Origin of the sequence: Paracoccus thiocyanatus (genome assembly GCF_900156255.1) — a bacterium.
Lineage (GTDB): Bacteria > Pseudomonadota > Alphaproteobacteria > Rhodobacterales > Rhodobacteraceae > Paracoccus > Paracoccus thiocyanatus.
The window spans coordinates 235,928-255,064 of the sequence record NZ_FTMK01000003.1; the positions used below are offsets into that span (position 1 = coordinate 235,928).

At 67.7% G+C, this 19,137-nt stretch carries 19 protein-coding genes; 10 read left to right on the forward strand and 9 right to left on the reverse strand.

Annotation, left to right across the window (positions count from 1 at the left end; genetic code table 11):
• Positions 1-48: 48 nt before the first annotated feature.
• From F3H32_RS04020 to F3H32_RS04040, 6 genes are all read right to left on the reverse strand, one after another.
• On the reverse strand, positions 49-2,106 hold the full coding sequence (locus F3H32_RS04020) for an acetyl-CoA carboxylase biotin carboxylase subunit (protein WP_149764604.1): 2,058 nt from the start codon (positions 2,104-2,106) through the stop codon (positions 49-51).
• Positions 2,107-2,223: 117 nt separating this feature from the next.
• Positions 2,224-2,436, reverse strand: coding sequence for a hypothetical protein (locus F3H32_RS04025; RefSeq protein WP_115756451.1), 213 nt, complete (start codon positions 2,434-2,436; stop codon positions 2,224-2,226).
• Positions 2,437-2,502: 66 nt separating this feature from the next.
• Entirely contained in the window at positions 2,503-2,748 is a 246-nt protein-coding gene (locus F3H32_RS04030) for a hypothetical protein (protein ID WP_115756452.1), read from the reverse strand.
• Between the two features lie 145 nt (positions 2,749-2,893).
• Positions 2,894-3,307 (reverse strand): hypothetical protein, encoded by a 414-nt coding sequence (locus tag F3H32_RS04035; protein ID WP_149764606.1) that lies wholly within the window; start codon positions 3,305-3,307, stop codon positions 2,894-2,896.
• Between the two features lie 93 nt (positions 3,308-3,400).
• Complete coding sequence (locus F3H32_RS18050) at positions 3,401-3,523, reverse strand: hypothetical protein (protein WP_262494983.1); 123 nt, start codon at positions 3,521-3,523, stop codon at positions 3,401-3,403.
• Between the two features lie 376 nt (positions 3,524-3,899).
• Entirely contained in the window at positions 3,900-5,432 is a 1,533-nt protein-coding gene (locus F3H32_RS04040) for an acyl-CoA carboxylase subunit beta (RefSeq protein WP_149764607.1), read from the reverse strand.
• Between the two features lie 158 nt (positions 5,433-5,590).
• On the opposite strand from F3H32_RS04040, the gene alr reads away from it, so the two are divergent.
• The 6 genes from alr (at position 5,591) to F3H32_RS04070 (ending at position 10,761) form a co-directional block, all read left to right on the forward strand.
• Positions 5,591-6,610, forward strand: a complete 1,020-nt coding sequence (alr, locus tag F3H32_RS04045; RefSeq protein WP_149764609.1) for an alanine racemase — start codon at positions 5,591-5,593, stop codon at positions 6,608-6,610.
• Positions 6,607-7,365 (forward strand): MlaE family ABC transporter permease, encoded by a 759-nt coding sequence (locus F3H32_RS04050; RefSeq protein WP_149764611.1) that lies wholly within the window; start codon positions 6,607-6,609, stop codon positions 7,363-7,365. Before alr ends, F3H32_RS04050 begins: the two co-directional genes overlap by 4 nt.
• Positions 7,365-8,102, forward strand: a complete 738-nt coding sequence (locus tag F3H32_RS04055) for an ABC transporter ATP-binding protein (RefSeq protein ID WP_149764613.1) — start codon at positions 7,365-7,367, stop codon at positions 8,100-8,102. The genes F3H32_RS04050 and F3H32_RS04055 overlap by 1 nt, the downstream gene beginning before the upstream one ends.
• Before the next feature lie 115 nt (positions 8,103-8,217).
• Positions 8,218-9,315, forward strand: a complete 1,098-nt coding sequence (locus F3H32_RS04060) for a PhoH family protein (RefSeq protein ID WP_149764615.1) — start codon at positions 8,218-8,220, stop codon at positions 9,313-9,315.
• Positions 9,308-9,832, forward strand: a complete 525-nt coding sequence (ybeY, locus tag F3H32_RS04065) for an rRNA maturation RNase YbeY (protein ID WP_223191336.1) — start codon at positions 9,308-9,310, stop codon at positions 9,830-9,832. Before F3H32_RS04060 ends, ybeY begins: the two co-directional genes overlap by 8 nt.
• Positions 9,829-10,761, forward strand: a complete 933-nt coding sequence (locus F3H32_RS04070; RefSeq protein WP_149764617.1) for a CBS domain-containing protein — start codon at positions 9,829-9,831, stop codon at positions 10,759-10,761. Before ybeY ends, F3H32_RS04070 begins: the two co-directional genes overlap by 4 nt.
• 3 nt (positions 10,762-10,764) lie before the next feature.
• On the opposite strand, the gene F3H32_RS04075 is transcribed toward F3H32_RS04070, so the two are convergent.
• From F3H32_RS04075 to F3H32_RS04085, 3 genes are all read right to left on the reverse strand, one after another.
• On the reverse strand, positions 10,765-11,574 hold the full coding sequence (locus F3H32_RS04075) for a GNAT family N-acetyltransferase (protein ID WP_149764619.1): 810 nt from the start codon (positions 11,572-11,574) through the stop codon (positions 10,765-10,767).
• 169 nt (positions 11,575-11,743) lie between these two features.
• Positions 11,744-13,303 (reverse strand): glutamine-hydrolyzing GMP synthase, encoded by a 1,560-nt coding sequence (gene guaA / locus F3H32_RS04080; protein WP_149764621.1) that lies wholly within the window; start codon positions 13,301-13,303, stop codon positions 11,744-11,746.
• A gap of 192 nt (positions 13,304-13,495) precedes the next feature.
• Positions 13,496-14,101 (reverse strand): thiamine phosphate synthase, encoded by a 606-nt coding sequence (locus F3H32_RS04085; RefSeq protein ID WP_149764623.1) that lies wholly within the window; start codon positions 14,099-14,101, stop codon positions 13,496-13,498.
• Positions 14,102-14,177: 76 nt separating this feature from the next.
• Between F3H32_RS04085 and F3H32_RS04090 the strand changes: the two genes are divergently transcribed.
• From F3H32_RS04090 to miaB, 4 genes are all read left to right on the forward strand, one after another.
• A complete protein-coding gene (locus F3H32_RS04090) occupies positions 14,178-14,918 on the forward strand; it encodes an RNA methyltransferase (protein WP_149764625.1) in 741 nt (246 codons plus the stop codon).
• Positions 14,919-14,973: 55 nt separating this feature from the next.
• A complete protein-coding gene (ctaA, locus tag F3H32_RS04095) occupies positions 14,974-16,119 on the forward strand; it encodes a heme A synthase (protein ID WP_149764627.1) in 1,146 nt (381 codons plus the stop codon).
• Entirely contained in the window at positions 16,116-17,588 is a 1,473-nt protein-coding gene (locus F3H32_RS04100) for a carboxypeptidase M32 (protein ID WP_149764629.1), read from the forward strand. The genes ctaA and F3H32_RS04100 overlap by 4 nt, the downstream gene beginning before the upstream one ends.
• Before the next feature lie 114 nt (positions 17,589-17,702).
• A complete protein-coding gene (gene miaB / locus F3H32_RS04105) occupies positions 17,703-19,040 on the forward strand; it encodes a tRNA (N6-isopentenyl adenosine(37)-C2)-methylthiotransferase MiaB (RefSeq protein ID WP_149764631.1) in 1,338 nt (445 codons plus the stop codon).
• Positions 19,041-19,137 lie beyond the last annotated feature (97 nt).

Consider the following 19,137-nt stretch of genomic DNA (forward strand, 5'->3'; position numbering starts at 1 on the left):
GTTCCCGATCCCTGGGCCGGGCGCCGCACAGCGCCCGGCGGTTTCCCGTCACTCGAACTCGATGATCACGTCGTCGACCTTGAGGCTTTCGCCCGGCTGGGCGTTGACGGATTTCACCACGGCCCTTTTCTCGGCGCGCAGGATGTTTTCCATCTTCATCGCCTCGACCGTGGCCAGGGCCTGGCCCTCTTGCACCTCGTCCCCGGCCTCGACATTGATCCTGACGACCAGCCCCGGCATCGGGCACAGCAGGAACTTCGAGGTGTCGGGCGGCAGCTTTTCGGGCATCAGCCGCGCCAGTTCCGCAGCGCGCGGCCGGCGGACATAGGTTTTCAGGTCCGCGCCGCGCACCCGCAGCCGAAAGCCCGAGGGCAGGCGGTCCACCTTCATCACCAGCGGCGCGCCGTCCACCGACAGCCGCGCCAGCGATTGCCCCGGCAACCAGTCGCTTTCGACGCGCAGCGTCCGGCCGTCGATCTGGACCGTCGAGCCCTGCTTGTCGGCGGTGATCCGCACCGGGATTTCCTGTCCCGCGACAAAGACCACCCAATGCTCGCCCACATGGCGTTCGTGGTTGTCCAGCCGCCCCGAAATGCGGGTGCGTCGGATTTCCGCGACCCGGTGCATGGCCGCGGCCGAGGCTGCGACGCGGGCGATCTCGGCATCGGGCAGGGTCGCGCCCAGAAAGCCCTCGGGATATTCCTCGGCGATGAAGGCGGTGGAAATGTCGCCCGAGACGAATTTCGGATGGTCCATCACCGCCGACAGGAAGGGCAGGTTGTGGCCGATGCCCTCGACCTCGAACTCGTCCAGCGCCAGGCGCATCTGCTCGATGGCCTCGGCCCGGCTGGGCGCCCAGGTGCAAAGCTTGGCGATCATCGGGTCGTAATACATGCTGATCTCGCCGCCCTCATAGACGCCGGTATCGTTGCGCACCCCGGCCGCGGCCGCGGGCGGGTGGTCGCCGGGATGGGCGGGCACCCAGGTATCGGCGGCCTGCATCGGGCCGGCGGCGGTTTCGGCCGGCGGGCGGTAGCGGGTCAGCCGCCCGATCGAGGGCAGGAAGTTACGATAGGGATCTTCGGCGTAAAGCCGGCTTTCGATGGCCCAGCCGTTGATTTTCAGGTCCGCCTGGGCAAAGGGCAGGGCCTTGCCCGCCGCGACGCGGATCATCTGCTCGACCAGGTCGATGCCGGTGATCAGTTCCGTCACCGGATGCTCGACCTGCAAGCGGGTGTTCATTTCCAGGAAATAGAAGTTCTTGTCGGCATCGACGATGAATTCCACCGTCCCGGCCGAGGTATAGCCGACCGCCTGGGCCAGCGCGCAGGCCTGTTCGCCCATGGCCTTGCGCGTCGCCTCGTCCAGGAAGGGCGAGGGGGCTTCCTCGATCACCTTCTGGTTGCGGCGCTGGATCGAGCATTCGCGCTCATGCAGATAGACGCAATTGCCGTGCTTGTCCGCCAGCACCTGGATTTCGATATGCCGGGGCTGCGTCACGAACTTCTCGATGAAGATGCGGTCGTCGCCAAAGCTGTTCGCCGCCTCGTTCTTCGAGCTTTCAAAACCCTCGCGCGCTTCCTGGTCGTTCCAGGCGATGCGCATGCCCTTGCCGCCGCCACCGGCGCTGGCCTTGATCATCACCGGATAGCCGATCTGGCCCGAAATCCTGACCGCCTCGTCTGCATCGGCGATCAGGCCCATATAGCCCGGCACCGTGCTGACCCCGGCCTCTTGCGCCAGCTTCTTCGAGGTGATCTTGTCGCCCATCGCCTCGATGGCGGGCGAGGGCGGGCCGATGAAGGCCACGCCCTCCTTCTCCAGCGCCTCGGCGAATTTCATGTTCTCGGACAGAAAGCCATAGCCGGGATGCACCGCTTCGGCCCCGGTCTGGCGGATCGCCTCCATGATCTTGTCGATCACGATATAGGACTGGTTGGCCGGGGGCGGGCCGATATGGACCGCCTCGTCCGCCATCTTGACATGCAGCGCGTTGCGGTCGGCGTCGGAATAGACGGCGACGGTCTGGATGCCCATCTTCTTGGCGGTCTTGATGACCCGGCAGGCGATCTCGCCCCGGTTGGCGATCAGGATTTTCTTGAACATGTTTCTTTCCCTTGGGGCAGATCCCGAACGTGAAAAAGCCGCCCCGGCAGGGTGCCGGGACGGCTGGAAAAAGGCTGGACCGGCGCGCGAGGGCGCGCCGTCAGTGTGGCGAAGGCGTCATTGGCACAGGCGTACGTCGTCGCAAAGCGCGCCGGCGACGGCGCCGATCGCCGCGCCCTTGGCGACATCATGGCCCCCGACATGGGCAGCGGTCGCCCCGACGCCGGCGCCGATGATGCCGCGATCCATGTCGGTCGGATTGATGCCTTGGGTGCAGCCGGCCAGGCCGAAAAGGCCAAGGCCAAGCGCAAGGACGAGTTTCTTGGACATCTCGTTTGCTCCGGGATGCGGGCGGCAGCGCTAGCCGTCGGTGCAGCGCCGCCTGCCCTGTTGAAATCAGTAGCGGCGCTGGCAAACGCCGGCGTCGTCGCACAGCGCGCCGCCCGCCGCACCGATAAGCGCGCCGGTTCCCACGTCACCGTCGATGATCTTTGCAACGGCCGCACCGGCCAGCGCCCCGCCGGCCGCGCGCTGCGCGTCGGGCGAAAGGGTTGCGCCGCCGCCATAGCCCTGTTCGCAGGCGGCAAGGCCGGCAACCAGCAGGACCGCGCCGGAAAGACGGAGAATGACGGATTTTTGCATAGCGTTTTGCCTGTATTATGGACCCGCTTGCGGGCCGTTGGTGGTAAAGGTGCAAGCAATATTGCACGCGCCCTTTCCGGAAGGAACTGACAACGATGTGAAAAGACAAGGCTACGCGGCAATCCGCCCATCCCCCGGCCGGCCATCAGCTGTCGTCCCCGTCTTCCGGGTCCTCGTCGTCCCAGCCGGCATCGTCCCAGTCAAATTCCGGGGCATCGGCGGCGAACAGTTCGGGAAAGCCGGCTTCGGCGCGCTTCATGTCGACGCGCAGCAACTGGCCGTAATCGGTGGGGTCCAGCTTGCCGACCGCGACCACTTCGCGGCCGATCAGCCAGGACAGCCGGCCGGCATCAAGATTGCCGCGCTGGAACGGTTCTTCGCCGAAATGCGCGATCAGTGCCGCCAGGAAACCGGCATCGGCGCGGCGGTCGGCCGGCTTGCGGTCGCGAAACCGCTCGCGCCGGGTCAGCGGCGTTGCGCCCTTCTTGTTGGCGCGGCGGATGATGAACTGGAAATCGGTGCCAGGAAGGCGGCCGGGAAAGCCGCGATGCTTCAGCATGTCTTGCCCCCTTTTCGGATCGCGTTGTCGCGCGGGGGCGGGGCGGAACGCGGATGGCGCGGGCCGCCAGGCAGCCCGCGCGCGGCCAATGGCTCAGTATTTGCCTTGGAAGACCGGCTCGGGCTGGACCGGAACCGGGGCGACTTCCGGCTCTTTGGGGGCGCAGGCCGCGGCCAGGCCGACCAGGACGAGGGCGAGGGCAAATTTTTTCGACATGACGTCTTGCTCCTGTAATGCGGGACGCTCGGGTCCCGACTGCTCGGTTGAGATTCGGCCGCCACTTGCGACCGCGGCGACATGATAGCCAGCGTCGCGCAGCCCCGACAGGCGGGCCGAAGCCGCAGTCGCGCGGGTGTGCCGCGCTGTGGCAACCATGCATCAGCCCGCGCCCCGGCGTCCCTGGCCGCGGCGCCGGCCTGCGGCGGCCGGCCGGCGGGGCGGCCATGGCGGGCCGTCATCTTGCGGCCCCAGGGCCGGGCGCAGCCGGCATGGGCCTGGGGCGCGCGCGCCGGACGCGCCGCCCCGGCCGGAACCGCCGGCGCCTGGATGATTGCCGCAAGTCTTGCCATGGTTCCTTTCCCGGACGCTGTCGTTACAGCGGGATGTTGTCGTGCTTTTTCCAGGGGTTCGTCAGCTTCTTGCCGCGCAGGCTGGCAAAGGCGCGGGCGACGCGGCGGCGGGTCGAATGCGGCTGGATCACCTCGTCGATGAAGCCCTTTTCGGCGGCGACGAAGGGGTTGGCAAAGCGGTCTTCGTAATCCTTGGTCCGCGCGGCGATTTTCCCCGTGTCGCCCAGTTCGCTGCGATACAGGATCTCGACCGCGCCCTTGGCGCCCATCACCGCGATTTCCGCCGTGGGCCAGGCATAGTTGAAATCGCCGCGCAGGTGCTTCGAGGCCATGACGTCATAGGCGCCGCCATAGGCCTTGCGCGTGATCACCGTCACCTTGGGCACCGTCGCCTCGCCATAGGCAAACAGCAGTTTCGCGCCGTGCTTGATGACGCCGCCATATTCCTGGCCGGTGCCGGGCAGGAAGCCGGGGACGTCGACAAAGGTCAGGATCGGGATTTCAAAGGCGTCGCAGAAGCGGACGAAGCGCGCCGCCTTGCGGCTGGAATCGATGTCCAGGCAGCCGGCCAGCACCATCGGCTGGTTGGCGACGACGCCGACGCTTTGCCCCTCGATGCGGATGAAGCCGGTGATGATATTGCCGGCGAAATCCTTTTGGATCTCGTAGAAATCGCCCTCGTCCGCGACCTTCAGGATCAGTTCCTTCATGTCATAGGGCTGGTTCGGGTTGTCGGGGATCAGCGTGTCGAGACTGGATTCGACCCGCGCCGGATCGTCGAAGAACGGCCGGGTCGGCGCCTTTTCGCGGTTGTTCAGCGGCAGGAAATCGACCAGCCGGCGGATTTCCGACATGGCCTCGACGTCGTTTTCAAAGGCGCCGTCGGCGACCGAGCTTTTCTTGGTATGGGTCGAGGCGCCGCCTAGCTGTTCGGCCGTCACCACCTCGTTCGTCACCGTCTTGACCACGTCCGGGCCGGTCACGAACATGTAAGAGGTGTCCTTGACCATGAAGATAAAGTCGGTCATCGCCGGCGAATAGACCGCGCCGCCCGCGCAGGGGCCCATGATGACGGAAATCTGCGGCACCACGCCCGAGGCCATGATATTGCGCTGGAACACGTCCGCGTAACCGGCAAGGCTGGCGACGCCTTCCTGGATGCGCGCGCCGCCCGAATCGTTCAGCCCGATCACCGGGGCGCCGTTCTGCACCGCCATGTCCATGATCTTGCAGATCTTTTGCGCATGGGTTTCCGACAGCGAGCCGCCGAAGACGGTGAAGTCCTGCGAAAACACATAGACCATGCGGCCGTTGATCGTGCCCCAGCCGGTGACGACGCCGTCGCCATAGGGGCGGTCCGCCTCCATGCCGAAATCGGTCGAGCGGTGGCGGACGAACATGTCGAATTCCTCGAACGAGCCTTCGTCCAGCAACAGCTCCAGCCGCTCGCGCGCGGTCAGCTTGCCGCGGGCATGCTGGGCGTCGATGCGCCGCTGTCCGCCGCCCAGCCGCGCATCGCGGCGGCGCGATTCCAGTTCGCCGAGGATGTCCTTCATGAGCCGTCTCCCTTTGGGTTTCGGGCAAACTATCGGCTTGGGGCCGGGCCGGGAAGCGGAAAGGCGAATATTTGCAAAATATGCAAGCCGAACGCGGTGCAAATAGCAAATATGCTAAAACCCTTGACGCGGACCGGGGCAAGAGCCATGCCGCGCATATGGGACTCGTCATCGACATTCCGGCCATCGTGGCCAATTGGAAAGCGCTTGCGGCCAAGGCTGCGGGCGCGCGGGCGGCGGCCGTCGTCAAGGCCGATGCCTATGGCCTGGGCGCGGACCGCGTGGCCCCGGCGCTTTACGCGGCGGGGGCGCGGGATTTCTTCGTGGCGCTGGCCGCCGAGGGGCGGGCGATCCGGCCGCTTCTGCCCGAGGATGCGCGCATCTTCGTGCTGTCGGGCCATATGGAGGGCGCGGACCTGGCCGGGCTGATCCCGCTGCTGAACAGTCCCGAGCAGTTCTTTCGCGACCGGACGCTGCGGCCGCGCGGGCCGTTCGGCATCCAGCTTGACAGCGGCATGAACCGGCTGGGCATCGAGCCCGGCGAATGGGCCGCCATCCGCACCGAGGCGCTGGCCGCCGGCCCGGCGCTGGTCATGTCGCATCTGGCCTGCGCCGATGAGCCGGAGCATGCGGCCAATGCCCAGCAACTCGCCGCATTCCGCGCCATGACCCAAGGGGTGGCCGCGCCGCGTTCGCTGGCGGCGACCGGGGGCATCCTGCTGGGGGCGGACTATCATTTCGACCTGGTGCGGCCGGGGATCGGGCTTTACGGCGGGCAGCCCTTTGCCGATGCGCGGCCGGTTGTCACGCTGGCCTTGCCGGTGATCCAGACGCGCGAGGTGCGCCCCGGCGAATCCGTGGGCTACGGCTATGCCTGGACGGCCGCGCGGCCGTCGCGGGTGGCGACGGTGGCGGCGGGCTATGCCGACGGGCTGGCGCGGGCCTTGGCGCGGGACGGCAAGCTGGCGCTTTGGGCCGAGGGGCGCGCCTGCCCGGTGATCGGCCGCATCTCGATGGACCTGATCACCGTCGACGTGACCGACCTGCCGGATGTCCCGCCGGCGCTGGAGATCCTGAACGCGCACCAAGGCGTCGACGACCTGGCGGCGCTGTCGGGCACCATCGGCTATGAGATCCTGACCTCGCTGGGCCGGCGCTACGAACGTCGCTGGCTGTGAACCCGGTCCGGCTGACCGGCAGGGCGGCGATCGGCTTGACCCGGACGACCGGGCGGGTGGCGATCTTTGCCGCCCGCGGCCTGGGCCGGGTCTGGCAGCATCCGGCGGAACTGGCGCGGCAGGTCATGCAGATCGGCTGGCTTTCGCTGCCGGTGGTCGGGCTGACGGCGCTGTTCACCGGCGCGGCGCTGGCCTTGCAGATCCATTCCGGGGGGCAGCGGTTCCAGGCCGGCGACGTGGTGCCGGCCATCGTCGCCATCGGCATGGCGCGTGAACTCGGCCCGGTGCTGGGCGGGCTGATGGTCGCGGCCCGTGTCGCCAGCGCCATCGCCGCCGAACTGGGCACCATGCGCGTCACCGATCAGATCGACGCGCTGGTGACGCTTTCGACCGATCCCATGGGCTGGCTGGTCTCGCCCCGGCTGTGGGCGGCACTGCTTTGCGTGCCGGTGCTGGTCGGCGTCGGCGACGTGATCGGCATCATGGGCGGCTGGCTGATCGGGGTGAATGCGCTGGGGTTCAACTCGGCCGTCTACCTGTCCAATTCCTGGGCCTATCTGGAAAGCTGGGACGTGGTCTCGGGCCTTTTGAAGGGCGCGGTCTTCGGGCTGATCGTGGCGCTGTCGGGCTGCTGGTTCGGCATGACGGCCGCCGGGGGCGCGGCCGGCGTCGGTCGGGCCACGACCAATGCCGTCGTCGCCGCATCGGTCGGCATCCTGGCGGCGAATTTCGCGCTGACGGGGCTGTTCTTCTGATGCTGGCGGTGCGCGGGATCTGCAAAGCCTATGGCGCCAAGCAGGTGCTGGACGGCGTGGACCTGGACCTGGCCCAGGGCGAAAGCCTGGTGGTCATCGGCGGTTCGGGCACCGGCAAATCGGTGCTTTTGCGCTGTATCCTGGGGCTGGAGACGCCCGATGCGGGCAGCATCCTGTGGCAGGGCCGGCCGCTTGCCGAAAACCGTGCCGCCTTCATGGATCGTTTCGGCATGCTGTTCCAGAACGCAGCGCTGTTCGACAGCCTGCCGGTCTGGCGCAATGTCGCCTTTCGCCTGTTGCGGACCATGCCCAAGGCGCAGGCCCGCGCCGTCGCCATCGAAAAGCTGGCCCGCGTCGGCCTGGGCCCCGAGGTGGCGGAGCTTTACCCGGCGGAACTTTCGGGGGGCATGCGCAAGCGCGCCGGGCTGGCCCGCGCCATCGCCGCCGACCCCAAGGTGATCTTTTTCGACGAACCGACCACGGGGCTGGACCCGATCCGGGCGGCTGCGATCAACGCGCTGATCCGCGGCATCGTGGACGAGACCGGGGCCACCGGCATCACCATCACCCATGACATGTCCTCGGTGCGCAGCGTCGCCGACCGGGTGGCGCTGCTGGACCGGGGGCGGGTGCGCTGGCAGGGCGGGGTGGCCGAAATGGACGCGGCCCAAGACGATTACCTGGCCGATTTCATCGCCGGCCGGGCGCGGCCGATGGCGCGGGGGCCGGGCGCGTAATGGCCGATTTCACGCCCGATCCGGCGCAAATCCAAAACCCCGGCGCGGCCCCCCTTGTGCGAATCCCGCGCAGTTGCAACCATGGGTTCCTGAGAACCCCACCTCGGAGACGAATTTGGGTCTGACCCCTACGCATCCCGCGACCGCCACCTCCGGCGAAACCCTGCTGGAATTTCATGACAACCGGCTGCTGGTCGATCTATGCGGCCCGCATGACCGCCATCTTGCCCGCATCGAGGAGGCGCTGAAGGTGCATGTCCTGCGACGCGGCAACCTGCTGGCCGTCGTCGGCCCCCCCGAGGCGCAGGCCGAGGCGGCGCAGGTGCTGCGCGCGCTTTACGCCCGGCTGGAACAGGGCCGCCCGGTCGAGATGGCCGAGGTCGAGGCGGCGCTGCGCATGGGCGCCGAGACCGTGACCGAAGGTCCAAGCCCGGCCGAGCAGCTGGAAATGTTCCAGACCGGCCCGATCGAGCTGCGCACCCGCAAGAAGACCGTCGAGCCGCGCACCGATGCGCAAAAGGACTATGTCCGCGCGCTGTTCGCCAATGAAATGGCCTTCGGCATCGGCCCGGCCGGCACCGGCAAGACCTATCTGGCGGTGGCGGTGGGCGTGACCATGCTGATCGGCGGCCATGTCGACCGCATCATCCTGTCGCGCCCCGCCGTCGAGGCGGGCGAGCGGCTGGGCTTCCTGCCCGGCGACATGAAGGAAAAGGTCGATCCCTACATGCAGCCGCTTTATGACGCGCTGAACGACTTTCTGCCCGCCAAGCAGGTGCAGAAGCTGATGGAGGAAAAGCGCATCGAGATTGCGCCCCTGGCCTTTATGCGCGGGCGGACGCTGTCGAACAGCTTCGTGGTGCTGGACGAGGCGCAGAACGCCACCACCATGCAGATGAAGATGTTCCTGACCCGGCTGGGCGAGGGTTCGCGCATGGTCGTCACCGGCGACCGCACCCAGATCGACCTGCCGCGCGGCGTGCATTCGGGCCTCGTCGAGGCGGAAAAGATCCTCAAGGACATCCGGGGCATCAGCTTCAGCTATTTCACCGCCAAGGACGTGGTGCGCCATTCGCTGGTCGCCCGCATCATCGAAGCTTATGACGCCGAGGCCGAGGCGGCGCTGGCCCGCGGCGAGGTTTACGACGAGCGCGGCCAGCGCATCCCCCGGCGCGAGCCGCGCCTGGCAAGCGAGGGGCGGGGCGATGCCTGACAGCGTGGACATGGACCCCCAGCCGCTGGAAATCGTCGATATCGTGCTGGAGGACGACCGCTGGGAGGACGCCTGCCTGCCCGCCATGGCCGAACGTGCCGCCCGCGCGGTGGGCGAATGGCTGGACCTGGGCGCGTTTCAGATCGTGGTCCTGGGCTGCGACGACGACCGCATCGCCGGGCTGAACGCCCAGTTCCGGGACAAGCCCCGGCCGACCAATGTGCTAAGCTGGCCGGCCACCGAGTTCGAGCCGCGCCCCCCCGGCGCCCAGCCGCCGCCGCCCGAGGTCGAGGAACTGGGCGACATCGCCATTTCCTACGACACCTGCCTGCGCGAGGCCCAGGCGCAGGACAAGCCCTTTGCCGACCATGCCACGCATCTTCTGGTCCATGCCATGCTGCATCTTGCAGGATACGACCATATCGACGACGAGGATGCAGAAACCATGGAGGATGCCGAACGCTCGATCCTGGGCAAGCTGGGCCTCCCCGATCCTTATCTGGAACACGAGACATGAACAACGACCGAAGTCCCGACACGCCCGTTTCCGCCGAACCTGCCTCATGGGCGGATGGCACAGGCGGGGACGGGCGTGACCTGCCGCAGTCACGCGGCTTTCTGGGGCGCATCCTGGGGGCGTTCGGCGGCGGCGAGGCCGAGGCCGAGGATGCCGAAGCCCGCAACAGGGGGGCAGCCGCCCCGGCGCCGGACGGGCGGGGCATGGTCAATCTGCGGCGGATGCGCGTCGATGACGTGGCCGTGCCCAAGGCCGAAATCATCGCCGCGCCGGTGACGGCCACGCTGTCCGAACTGGTCGGGATGTTCAGCGAGCACGGCTTTTCCCGCATCCCGGTGTTTCGCGGCACGCTGGACAGCCCGCTGGGGCTGATCCACCTGAAGGACCTGGCGCTGAAATACGGCTTCGGCGCCAAGGCCCCGGTCAAGTTCGCGCTGCGCCCGATGCTGCGGCCGCTGCTTTACGTGCCGCCCTCGATGCCGATCGGCGTGCTTTTGCAGCAGATGCAGCAAAAGCGCATCCACATGGCGCTGGTGATCGACGAATATGGCGGTGTGGACGGGCTCGTCACCATCGAGGACCTGATCGAGCAGGTCATCGGCGAGATCGAGGACGAACATGACGAGATCGAGGGCGGGCTGGTCATCCTGGAAAAGCCCGGCCAATGGCTGATCCAGGCCCGCGCCGCGCTGGAGGATGTCGAGGCCCAGACCGGGCTGCGCCTGGCCACCGACGAGGAAGAGGAAGAGATCGACACCCTGGGCGGGCTGATCTTCATGCTGACCGGCCGGGTGCCGGTGCGCGGAGAGGTGATCCCCCATGAAAGCGGCGCCGAGTTCGAAATCGTCGATGCCGATCCGCGCCGGGTCAAGCGCGTCCGCCTGCGGTTGCCGCAAGAGGATGCGGCGCCCGGAGACGCCGTGGCCTAGCCGCTAAAGCGCGGCAAAGGCCGGGGCATGGGCGATGCGGCTGCCGGCGGGCAGCCTTGGCCCCAATGTCAGCAGATACGGCCCGGCATAGGGCGATTCCAGATCCGCGGGGACAAAGCCGAAGCGGCCGTAATAGGCGGGATCGCCCAGGACCACGATGGTGTGGTCCTGGAACGCCGCCAGGGCCGCGCGCAGCAGCGCCGCGCCCAGGCCGCGCGATTGCATGGCCGGATGCACCGCCAGCGGTGCCAGCGCCAGCGCCGGGCCCCGCGCTTCAAGCGGCGACAGGGCGACATGGCCGATCACCGTGCCGCCGACCTCGGCCACCAGCGACAGCGCCAATTCGCCCGCAGAGCGCAGCGCATCCAGCAATTCCGCCTCGGCCGGACCGCCGAAGGCGCGGGAAAGCAGGTCCGCGACCGCAGCATGATCCTGTGCCCGTTCGGCGCGCAGGCGCGGCATGGCGTCGCTGCGAGACAGATCGCGTTCGATACCGTGGCTTTCGCGACCCCAGCGGCTGTCCTTGAGCCGCAGGCGATGCGCCTCGAACGCCGCGTCGTCGGCATAAAGTTCGTTCAACTCCCAGACCAGCGGATCCTCGGCCTGCCACAGGTCGAAGCGCAGGTTGCCCGGCTCGGCCCGGCTTAGCGCGACATGGTCGGTCAGCAGGTCCATGGCCAGCATCATCTGCGCCGCATCCTTGCAGATCAGCCGGCCGGTCAGCGAAACCAGCGGCCGGTCCAGGGCGACCTCCTCTCCGTCCAGGATGGGCGGCGGGGCGTGGTTATGGTTCTGTCCGCAGGCGCAACTCATGGCGAAACCCTTGTTGTGAAACGGATGCCGCGGGACAGGCCGGCGTCGTCGGGCGCCCGGACCGTTAGCGGCAGTAACTTATCGGGCGATATCCTGGCGGGCTTGTCAATTTGCAAAGCCATCCGCAGGGGCTGAAAATGAAAGGGGCGGCCCAAGCCGCCCCCTGGGATCATTCCCACTCGATGGTGCCCGGCGGCTTCGAGGTGATGTCATAGGTGCAGCGGTTGATGCCCCTGACCTCGTTGATGATCCGCGTCGCGGTCTCGCCCAGGAATTCGTGGCTGAAGGGATAGTAATCCGCCGTCATGCCATCCACCGACGTTACGGCCCGCAGCGCGCAGGCATAATCATAGGTGCGCCCGTCGCCCATCACGCCGACGGTGCGGACCGGCAGGATGGCCACGAAAGCCTGCCAGATCTCGTCGTAAAGCCCGTGCTTGCGGATCTGGTCGATGAAGACCGCATCGGCCTTGCGCAGGATGTCGAGCTTTTCGCGGGTGATCTCGCCCGGACAGCGGATGGCAAGGCCGGGGCCGGGAAAGGGATGGCGGCCGATAAAGGTCTCGGGCAGGTCCAGTTCGCGCCCCAGCGCCCGGACCTCGTCCTTGAAAAGCTCGCGCAGGGGCTCGACCAGCTTCAGCCCCATCTTCTCGGGCAGGCCGCCGACATTGTGGTGGCTTTTGATCGTGACCGAGGGACCGCCCGAGAAGCTGACCGATTCGATCACGTCGGGGTAAAGCGTGCCCTGGGCCAGGAATTCCGCGCCCTCGATCTCGCTTGCGTATTTCTGGAACACGTCGATGAACAGGCGGCCGATGGTCTTGCGCTTGACCTCGGGGTCCGAGACGCCTTCCAGCGCGCCGATGAACAGGTCGGCCTCGTCGGCATGGATCAGCGGGATGTTGTAATTGTCGCGGAACATGGTCACGACTTCCTCGGCCTCGTTCAGCCGCAAAAGCCCGTGATCGACAAAGACGCAGGTCAGCTGGTCGCCGATCGCCTCGTGGATCAGCACCGCGGCGACGGAACTGTCGACGCCGCCCGACAGCCCGCAGATCACGCGCTTGTCGCCCACCTGCTCGCGGATCTTGCGGATCGCCTCCTGGCGATAGGAGGCCATGGTCCAGTCGCCGGTAAAGCCCGCCATGCGGACGAAATTCTCCAGCATGGTTCGGCCGTTGGCGGTGTGATGCACCTCGGGATGGAACTGCACGGCAAAGAACCTGCGCGCCTGGTCGGCGATCATGGCGAAGGGGGCGTTCGGCGAGGTGCCGATGACCTCGAAACCCGGTGCAAGCTGCGTCACCCGGTCGCCATGGCTCATCCAGACTTCCTCGCGGCCGCTGCCGAACAGGCCGGCGAAGATGCCGTCGCCCTTGTGCCCCTCGGCCGGCGCGATGAAGGCGCGGCCGTATTCGGCGTGATGGCCCGATTCGACGCGCCCGCCCAGTTGCTCCATCATCACCTGCTGACCATAGCAGATGCCGAAGACCGGCACCCCCAGGTCGAACAGGCCCTGCGGTGCGCGCGGCGAGCCCGCCTGCGTGACCGAGGCCGGCCCGCCCGACAGGATCACCGCCTGCGGGGCGAAAGCTTGCAGAAAGGCGTCGTCCACGGCGTTGAAGGGATGGATTTCGCAATAGACGTTCAACTCGCGCAGGCGGCGCGCGATCAGCTGCGTTACCTGGGAGCCGAAGTCGATGATGAGAAGGCGCTGATGCTGGGTCATGGCAAGGCTTTAGGCCGCGGCATGGCGCTGCGCAAGAGGCAGGCGGTGACGCGGATTGCAGCGTTGCATGGGTATTTGGAAAACGGCGAAGAGGCTGGCGTGGCGACCCGCAGCCCTGCGCCGGCCTTCGGGCGGCGGCGTCCTTATGTCTTCGTTGCACAAATACCCCATCCGGCCGCGCCGCCGGGCGGGTCAGCGCCAGAGAATCGCCAGCGCCTCGGCCGGGTCCGACCAGATCTCGGCGCCAAGCGCGATGAAATCCGCAAGGGGGGCCAGCTGGCCGATCAGCGCCGGGGTCAGGGCGCCTTCGGCGACCACCGGGATCTCGATCATCTCGGACCACCATTGGAACAGGTCCAAAGGCGCGGTCTCGCCCTGGCCAAGCGCGGTCGTACCGCAGGGGCCGAAGCTGACGTAATCGGCCCCGGCCTCGGCCGCGTTCATGCCGTCATGGCGCGAGGCGCCGCAGAAGGTGCCGACGATGGCGTCCTGGCCCAGTTCCTTGCGGGCATGGCGTACGCCGCGCGCGCCATTGGTCAGGTGCACGCCGTCCAGCCCGTGGCGCAGCGCCAGTTGCACATGGTCCTCGATCACCACCGCCACGTCGCGGGCATGGGCGATCTCGCGCGCCAGGTCGGCGATGCGGCCCAGTTCTTCTTCGGTGCCGGCGCCGGGGATGCGCAGGCAGGCGACGGGAAAGCGGTCCATGACCTGGGCCAGCATCGGGCCCAGGGTCGAGGCGGCGGCGCCGACCGGGGCGATCAGGTAGAGTTGCGGCGAATTGGGCTGGTCTGTCATGGCGCTGTCATCCCCTGAAGTTCCGCCAGCAGATAGCGCAGCGCCGCGCGCCTTGCCAGTGGGTCTGCGGAAGGATATGGCCGCGGCCATGGAACCGGCGATCATCCTTGTCCGCCCGCAGATGGGCGAAAACATCGGCGCGGCCGCGCGCGCCATGCTGAATTTCGGGCTAAGCGACGTGCGCCTGGTGGCGCCGCGCGACGGCTGGCCGAACCCGCGCGCCGTGGCCATGGCCTCGGGCGCGGCCGGCCGGGTGCTGGACCGGGCGCGGGTTTTCGCGACCCTGGCCGAGGCGATGGCGGACGTGGATCACGCCTATGCCACCACCGCGCGCGGCCGCGAATTGACCAAGCCGGTGCTGACGCCTGCCACGGCCATGGCCGATGCCCGCGAGCGCGTCGCGCAGGGCGGCCGGGTGGCGGTGATCTTCGGCCCCGAGCGCGCGGGCCTGGAGAACGAGGACGTGGCGCGCGCCAATGCCATCATCACCGTGCCGGTGAACCCGGATTTCCCCTCGCTGAACCTGGCGCAGGCGGTGCTGCTGGCCGGCTATGAATGGGCGCAGGGCAGCCTGCCGTCCCAGCCCGCCCCGCATGGCCGCCGCCCCGTGGGCGAGGCCCCGGCGACGCGGCTGGAGATCGAGCGCCTTGCCGATCATTGGGAGGAGCGCCTGACTGATGCGGGCTTCTTTTTCCCGCCCGAGAAGGCGCCGGCGATGAAGCTGACGCTGCGCAACCTGTGGTCCCGCCTGCCCCTGACACAGGGGGACACGCGCATTTTCCATGGCATGTTGCGGCAATTGATCCGCCGCGGCTGATTGATTTCCGGGCGCGCGCGGGCCAAGGTCGCGCCGGATCGAAAAGGAAGCTGACATGGCAAGACGCCCCGTCTTTCAGGAAGTCACGGAGACGACCCCGCGCAACACGCCTGCGGCGGGCGGCATGATCGACGCCGGCCCCAGGGGCGCGCGCGGCGCGATCCGCATCTGGCTGATCGTGCTGTTCGTCCTGGTTGCGGCGATGATCGCGCTGGGGGGCGCGACGCGGCTGACCGGATCGGGCCTGTCGATCACCGAATGGAAGCCGGTGACAGGGGCGCTGCCGCCGATGGATGCCGCGGCCTGGCAGGCCGAGTTCGACAAATACCGGCAGATCCCGCAGTTCCAGCTGGTCAATTCCGACATGGACCTGGCCAGCTTCAAGCGGATCTACTGGTGGGAATGGTCGCACCGGCTGCTGGGGCGGCTGATCGGCGCGGTCTGGGCGCTGGGTTTCCTGTTTTTCCTTGCGACGAAGCGCATCCCCGCGGGCTGGGTGCCGCGGCTGCTGGCCCTTGGGGCCTTGGGCGGCGCGCAGGGCGCCATCGGCTGGTGGATGGTCCATTCCGGTCTTTCCGGCGAGATGGTGCGCGTGGCTTCCTATCGGCTGGCCACGCATCTGGGCCTGGCCTTTGCCATCCTGGGGCTGATCGCCTGGCAGGTGCTGGCGCTGTCGCGATCGGAAGCGGCGCTGCTGCGCGCGCGCCGGGCGGGCGAGGGCAAGCTGTTTTCCATGACCACCGGGCTGATGCACCTGGCTTTCGTGCAGATCCTGCTGGGGGCGCTGGTTGCGGGGATCGACGCCGGGCGGCAATATACCGGCTGGCCGACCATGGGCGGCGAATGGATCCCGGCCGCGATCTGGGATCCGGCGCTGGGCTGGCGCAACTTCTTTGAAAATCCGGCGCTGGTGCAGTTCATCCACCGCATGGCGGGCTATCTGCTGGCGGTCTTTGCGGTCGCGGTTTTCCTGCGCGCCCGGCGTTCGCCGCATCCGGTGACGCGGGGCGCCTATGGCGCGATGATCGCGGCGGTGGCGGTCCAGGTGGCGCTGGGGATCATGAACGTGCTGCATGCCTCGCCGCTGGCCTTGGCGCTGGCGCATCAGGTCGGGGCCGTGGCACTGTTTACGCTGATCCTGCGCGCGCGCCACCATGCGCGCTATCCTTTTGAAACTTCGGTCCGGGGGACTGTCCGATGAGCGCTTTCGACGATCTTCTCGCCTTTCAGCGCCAAACCGAGGCGCTGTCCTCGGTCGCCGAGCGGCTGGCCTGGGACCAGGAAACCATGATGCCGCGCGGTGCGGTCGAGCAGCGCGCCGAGGAAATGGCGGCGATGGAATCGGTGCTGCACGAGCGGCGCAGCGATGCACGCATCGGCGAATGGCTGGACCAGGCCCAGGCCGAGGATGCCGAGGATGCCCGAATCATCGAGCTGATCGCGCGCGACTATCGCCGCGCCGTGCGCGTCCCGTCGCGGCTGGCCACCGAACTGGCGCGGCAGACCTCGCTGGCGCAGGGGATCTGGGCCGATGCCCGCGCCAAGGATGCGCCCGAGGATTTCCTGCCGGCGCTGAACGACATCCTGATGCTCAAGCGCGAGGAAGCCGCGTCGCTGGCCGATGGCGGCGATCTTTACGACGCGCTTCTGGACGATTACGAGCCGGGCACCACCCAGGCCGAGATCGCGCAGCTTTTCGACGCCATGCGGCCGCGGCTTGTGGCGCTGCGCGACGACGTGCTGGGCGCCACGTTCCAGCCGCAGCCGCTGACCGGGCATTTCCCCCAGGAAACCCAACTGCGCCTGGCGCGGATCTGCGCCACGGCCTTTGGCTATGACTGGACGCGCGGGCGCATGGATATCGCCGTCCATCCGTTCAGTTCCGGGCGCTGGCAGGACAGCCGCATCACCACGCGGGTGGTCGAGGCCGATCCCTTCAACTGTCTTTATTCAACCATCCACGAGGTCGGGCATTCCAGCTATGAGCTGGGCATCGACAGCGACCACGCCTTTACGCCGCTGGGCCGCGGCGTCTCGATGGGGGCGCATGAAAGCCAGAGCCGCATCTACGAGAACCAGCTTGGCCGCGGCCGCGCCTTTACCGGCTGGCTTTACCAGCGCATGTCGGATGCCTTTGGCGGGTTGTCCGTGCCCGACGCGGATGCTTTTTACGCGACCGTGAACCGCGTCACCCCCGGCTTCATCCGCACCGAGGCCGACGAGGTGCAATACAACCTGCATATCATGCTGCGCTTTGACCTGGAGCGCGACCTGATCACCGGGCGGCTGGATGTCGAGGACCTGGTCGAAGCCTGGAACGCCCGCTTCCTGAAGGATTTCGGCGTGGCGGTGGACCGGCCGGCCAATGGCGTGCTGCAGGACGTGCATTGGGCGGTGGGGCTGTTTGGCTATTTCCCGACCTATGCGCTGGGGAACGTCTATGCCGGCTGCCTGCATGCCGCGCTGCGCGCCGCGGTGCCGGACCTGGACGAGGCGCTGGCGCGGGGCGAGGCCGATCCGGCGGTCGAATGGCTGCGCGAGAACATGCAGCGCCATGGCGGGCTTTATCCGCAGCGCGAACTGATCGAGCGGGCGACCGGGGCCGATGTCGGCGAAGGGCCGCTTCTGGACTATCTGGAAGAGAAATTCGCGGCCATCTACCGGCTTTGAGGCCGGGTTGAGTATTTGTGAAACGGTGAAGCCGGGCGCCGGGCAGGATGGCGGCCGGTCTTTCCAAGCCGGGCGTTTTCCTGTATCAGGCGTCGACCCCAAGGACAGCACGGCATGAGCGACCAAGACAGCGCGCCCGCCCCGGCGGCGAAGAAACTGTTCATCAAGACCTATGGCTGCCAGATGAACGTCTATGACAGCCAGCGCATGGCCGAGGCCATGGGCGCCGAGGGCTATGTGCTGACCGAGAACCAGGCGGATGCCGACATGGTGCTGCTGAACACCTGTCACATCCGGGAAAAGGCGGCCGAGAAGCTGTATTCCGACCTGGGGCGGCTGAAGCCGCTGAAGGCCGAGCGGCCGGACCTGAAGATCGGCGTCGCCGGCTGCGTCGCCCAGGCCGAGGGCGGCGAGATCCAGCGCCGCATGCCCATCGTCGACCTGGTCGTCGGCCCGCAGGCCTATCACCGGCTGCCGGCCATGGTGCGGGCGGGCAGGGGCGTCGATACCGAGTTCCCGGCCGAGGACAAGTTCGAGCATCTGCCGAAGCCCGCCGCCACCCGGCGCGCGCCGGCAGCCTTTCTGACCGTGCAGGAGGGCTGCGACAAGTTCTGCGCCTTTTGCGTGGTGCCCTATACCCGTGGGGCCGAGGTGTCGCGTCCGGTCGCCCGCATCCTGGCCGAGGCGCGCGACCTGGTCGGGCGCGGCGTGCGCGAGATCACGCTTTTGGGCCAGAACGTCAATGGCTGGCATGGCGAGGGGCCCGGCGGGGTGGAATGGGGTTTCGGCCGGCTGATCCGGTCGATCGCGGAAATCGACGGGCTGGACCGCATCCGCTATACCACCAGCCATCCGAACGACATGTCGGGCGACCTGATCGCGGCGCATCGCGACGAGCCGAAGCTGATGCCCTATCTGCACCTGCCGGTGCAGTCGGGGTCCGACCGCATCCTGAAGGCGATGAACCGCCGCCACACGGTCGCGCAGTATCTGCGGCTGATCGAGCGCATCCGCGAGGCGCGGCCCGATATCATGCTGACCAGCGATTTCATCGTGGGCTTTCCCGGCGAGACCGACCGCGACCACCAGGACACGCTGGACCTGGTGCGGGCGGTGAATTTCGGCACCGCCTTCAGCTTCAAGTATTCGCCGCGCCCCGGCACCCCGGCCTATGAACGGCCCGAGGTCGAAGGCACCCTGGCCGATGCGCGCTTGCAGGAATTGCAGGCGCTGCTGTCGAGCCAGCAGAAGGCGGCGCAGCAGGACATGGTCGGCCGCGAGCTGGGCGTGCTGTTCGAAAAGCCCGGCCGCCATCCCGGCCAGATGGTCGGCAAGTCGGACTATCTGCACGCGGTCTTTGTCGAGGCGCCGCAGGCCAAGGTCGGCGACCTGGTGCGGGTGCGCATCACCCATAGCGCGCCGAATTCGCTGGCGGGGGTTCTGGCGGCCTGATCCGCCGGCCTAGGGTCTGTTGAGATTCATCGTGAGTTGATCAGGGCTGCCACAGCGTAGATCATGGCCTCAAAGGATGTATCGGTCTTTTCGGACC